The 3777-nt window shown below is 73.2% G+C and carries 4 protein-coding genes; 1 reads left to right on the top strand and 3 read right to left on the bottom strand.

The window, feature by feature from the left end; genetic code table 11:
• On the bottom strand, positions 1-646 hold a 646-nt coding region (locus G3I42_RS00720; protein WP_164281917.1), incomplete at its 3' end, for a hypothetical protein.
• Between the two features lie 301 nt (positions 647-947).
• Between G3I42_RS00720 and G3I42_RS00725 the strand changes: the two genes are divergently transcribed.
• A complete protein-coding gene (locus G3I42_RS00725; protein ID WP_164281918.1) occupies positions 948-1385 on the top strand; it encodes an ATP-binding protein in 438 nt (145 codons plus the stop codon).
• Between the two features lie 84 nt (positions 1386-1469).
• Here G3I42_RS00725 and G3I42_RS00730 read toward each other — a convergent pair whose 3' ends face one another.
• On the bottom strand, positions 1470-2936 hold the full coding sequence (locus tag G3I42_RS00730; protein WP_164281919.1) for an aminopeptidase P family protein: 1467 nt from the start codon (positions 2934-2936) through the stop codon (positions 1470-1472).
• A 303-nt stretch (positions 2937-3239) separates the two neighbouring features.
• Positions 3240-3777 (bottom strand): PP2C family protein-serine/threonine phosphatase (locus G3I42_RS00735; RefSeq protein WP_239096180.1); only part of this gene is annotated, 538 nt, incomplete at its 5' end.

Raw genomic sequence — 3777 nt, forward strand, 5'->3', positions numbered from 1 at the left:
GCTGCCGCAGCAGCGCGAGGGCCGCGAGCCGCAGCCGTACGAGAGCCAGCGCGCACCACAGCGCGCGCAGCCGCGCCCCGGCGGCGACCGCCGCGAGCAACTGCCCCGAGAGCCGTACGAGCCCGAAGAGGGACCGCTCGCCGTGGCGCAGCAGCCAGCCCGCGACGAGTGCGGCGAGCAGGTGCAGCAGGAGCATCGGCAGTGAGGGCAGTGCCCCCATGCCGGGGTGCGCGTGCGTTGCCGGGTCGTCGAGCCCGGCGGTCGCGAGGATGTGGTGCGCCTCCAGGGGGCTCAACGAGGAGGCCCCCGCGCCGCAGACGAGCCGCGCGGCGCGCTCGGCGGCGCTGTCCGGCGCCGGGCCCATCGCCATGCCCTGCTGGCCGAGCCCGAAGAGGGCGTGCAGCCCGAGCTGTCCTGCGGCGAGCAGCGCGGCGATGCCGGGCAGGGAGCGTTCCCGGCCCGCGAGCGGGCAGACGACGAGGAGGACGAGGAGGAAACCGAGGCCCAGGCTCCACGGCGGAACACCGTGCCCCGAGGCCGTGGAGTGCCCCAGCGCGGACAACGCGACGCAGACCGCGGTGAATACCGCGGCCCTCAGCAGCCGGAGTCCCGCTCCGGCGCGCGTGAACACGTGGGGGGCAGCCATGGCGGGGCCCATCATCCCATCGCGTCCCCCGGCGTGGGCGGGCAGGTCCGCAAGGTCCCGAAGGTCTGCTTGGGCGGGGATGGCGGTGGTACGGGGGAATGGGGCCGTCCGGGGTGCGGCGGGTGTGACGCGTGGGGCGCCCGGGACGGGGGCCCCACGGGCGGCGATGGCGTGAAGTTCCCGCCGGATTCGCGCCACTCCTTCCGTATTGCCCCGACTTCGCGGTGTCAAGAGGGCGGTTGAGGGGCGGTGTTGGCGGCAATACGTACTTCATGTCGAGCCGTGCACAGGAGGCTGGAACATGAGCATCTGGTGGTCACTCCATCTGCGGCGCGAGGCCGCGAGCGTCCCGCTCGTCCGGAAGCTGCTCGCCGGTGCCATGGACACGGCCGGCGTCGATCCCGACACCGCCTTCGACCTGTCCCTCGCGCTCACCGAGGCATGCGCCAACGCCGTCGAGCACGGCGGCGCGAACACCGCGAAGTACCGCGTCACGGTGCGCCTCGACGAGGAGCGCTGTCACATCGAGGTCAGCGACTCGGGGCCGGGCTTCCGGGGCCGCCGCGGCGTGCCGCTGCGCCGTACCCGCCTGGAGGCGGAGAGCGGGCGCGGCCTCGGCATCATCAGCGAACTCTCCGATCACGCCCAGTTCCGCAACCGTGCGGGCCGCGGCGGCGCGGTCGTCCGCTTCGACAAGATCCTGAAGTGGCGCGAAGGGGCGCCGCTGGCGGCGGCCTGAGGGCGACCCGAGCGGCCGGGATACGCGGACGGGCCGGTGCCCCCACCAGGGGACGCCGGCCCGTCCGCGTACCGCCGAAGCGGCTCAGCCCTGGACGCGAGCCATCCACGCCTCGACCTCGTCCGCGGTGCGCGGCAGCGCGGCCGACAGGTTCCGGTTGCCGTCCTCCGTGACGATGATGTCGTCCTCGATCCGCACGCCGATGCCCCGGTACTCCTCGGGCACGGTGAGGTCGTCGGCCTGGAAGTAGAGGCCCGGCTCGACGGTGAGGCACATGCCCGGCTCCAGGACGCCGTCCTTGTACGTCTCGGTGCGGGCCACCGCGCAGTCGTGCACGTCGAGACCGAGCATGTGCCCGGTGCCGTGCAGCGTGAAGCGGCGCTGGAGTCCCAGTTCGAGCACGCGGTCGACGGGGCCTTCGAGGATGCCCCACTCGACGAGCCGCGTGGCGAGCACGCGCTGCGCGGCCTCGTGGAAGTCCGCGTACTTCGCGCCGGGACGCACGGCCGCGATCCCGGCCTCCTGCGCCTCGTACACCGCGTCGTAGATCTTGCGCTGGAGCGCGGTGAAGGTCCCGTCGATCGGCAGCGTGCGCGTCACGTCGGCGGTGTAGAGGGTGTGCGTCTCGACCCCCGCGTCGAGGAGCAGCAGCTCACCGGCACGGACCGGACCGTCGTTGCGGACCCAGTGCAGCGTCGTCGCGTGCGGCCCGGCGGCGCAGATCGAGCCGTAACCGATGTCGTTGCCCTCGACGCGGGCGCGGAGGAAGAAGGTGCCCTCGATGTAGCGCTCGGAGGTCGCCTGCGCCTTGTCGAGCACCTTCACGACGTCCTCGAAGCCGCGCGCGGTCGAGTCGACGGCCTTCTGGAGCTCGCCGATCTCGAAGGCGTCCTTGACGAGCCGTGCCTCGGAGAGGAAGACGCGCAGCTCCTCGTCCCGCTCGCCGGTCACCTTGTCGGTGAGTACGGACTCGATGCCCGCGTCGTAGCCGCGCACGACCCGCACCGGGCCGGTCGCCTCGCTCAGCGCCCCGGCCAGTTCGCGGACGTCCTTCGCCGGGATGCCGAGCAGCTTCTCGGCCTCGGTGAGGGAGTGGCGGCGGCCGACCCACAGCTCGCCCTGGCCGTCGAGCCAGAACTCGCCGTTCTCGCGGTTCGAGCGGGGCAGCAGGTAGACGGTCGCCTCGTGGCCGTCCGCGGTGGGCTCCAGGACGAGGACGCCGTCCTGCGTCTGGTCGCCGGTGAGGTACGCGTACTCGACCGAGGAGCGGAAGGGGTAGTCCGTGTCGTTCGAGCGGACCTTGAGGTTGCCCGCGGGGATCACCAGGCGCTCACCGGGGAAGGCGGCCGACAGCCGGGCACGGCGCGCGGCGGTCTCGGCGGCCTGCGGGATCGGCTTCAGGTCGTGCAGCTCCGTGTCGGCCCAGCCGGTCCGCATGCTCTCCGCCAGCTCGTCCGAGACGTTGCGGTAGAGGCCGTTCTTGCGCTGCTTGATCGCCTCCTCCTCCGACCCGTCCTCGGTGCTCGGAACCTGCTGTCCGCCGTCCTGCATGGGCTGTCTCCTTTACGAACGCCTGATCCAGCCATCGTACGGTCGTCCGGGCAGGTGGCCAGGGCGTGCGCGAGGGCGCGAGGAGCGCGGGCGAGCGGGCCGCGACCAACTCCGGTGCGGACTCCGCTCGTCCCGGCGCGGCGGCGGTGCGGCTGTGAGCAGGGGCACAGGACAGTGCGCATGTTTCACGTGAAACATGGCGAGGAGTCGGCAAGGCGCGCATCGGCGATGTTCCACGTGAAACATCGCACAGGGGTGTATTGGCGATGTTTCACGTGAAACATCGCCGCCCCCCGGCCCGCCTCAGTCGAAGGTCAGCGCGAGGAGCGCCAGATCCTCCCCCGTCGGCAGCGCGCGCTCCGGCAGTACCCGCCCCAGGACATGGTCAGCGAGCGCCCCCGGATCGCGCCGCAGCCGCAGCGGGCTGCTCGCCGCCGCCGCGTGCAGCCGCGCGAAGGCCCGGTCGGCGGTGTCGCCCGTGGCCCGCAGCAGCCCGTCCGTGTAGAGGACGAGCGACTCGCCGGGTTCCGGCCGCACCTCGACGCTCGGCGCCTCCCAGCAGCTCAGCATCGTGAGCGGCGCCGAGACGGTGCTCTCCAGGTACTCGACGCGGCGCGGGCCGATCAGGAGCGGCGGCGCGTGCCCCGCCCCCGCGAAGCGCAGGCGCCTGCCGTCCTGGCCGAGGTGCGCGTAGAGCGCGGTCGCACTGCGGCCCGGTTCGCTGAGCCGCAGGACGAGTTCGAGGTCGGCGAGCACCGCCGCCGGGTCCTCGCCCTGGAGGACGGCGTACGCGCGCAGCGCCCCGCGCAGCCGCGCCGCCGCCGCGAGCGCCTCGGGACCC

The organism is Streptomyces sp. SID11385 (assembly GCF_010548245.1).
Classification (GTDB): domain Bacteria; phylum Actinomycetota; class Actinomycetes; order Streptomycetales; family Streptomycetaceae; genus Streptomyces.

Excerpts from the sequence above, each read along its gene's own strand:
- G3I42_RS00725 (WP_164281918.1), top strand. The coding sequence starts at position 948 with ATGAGCATCTGGTGGTCACTCCATCTGCGGCGCGAGGCCGCGAGCGTC.
- G3I42_RS00730 (WP_164281919.1), bottom strand. The coding sequence starts at position 2,936 with ATGCAGGACGGCGGACAGCAGGTTCCGAGCACCGAGGACGGGTCGGAG.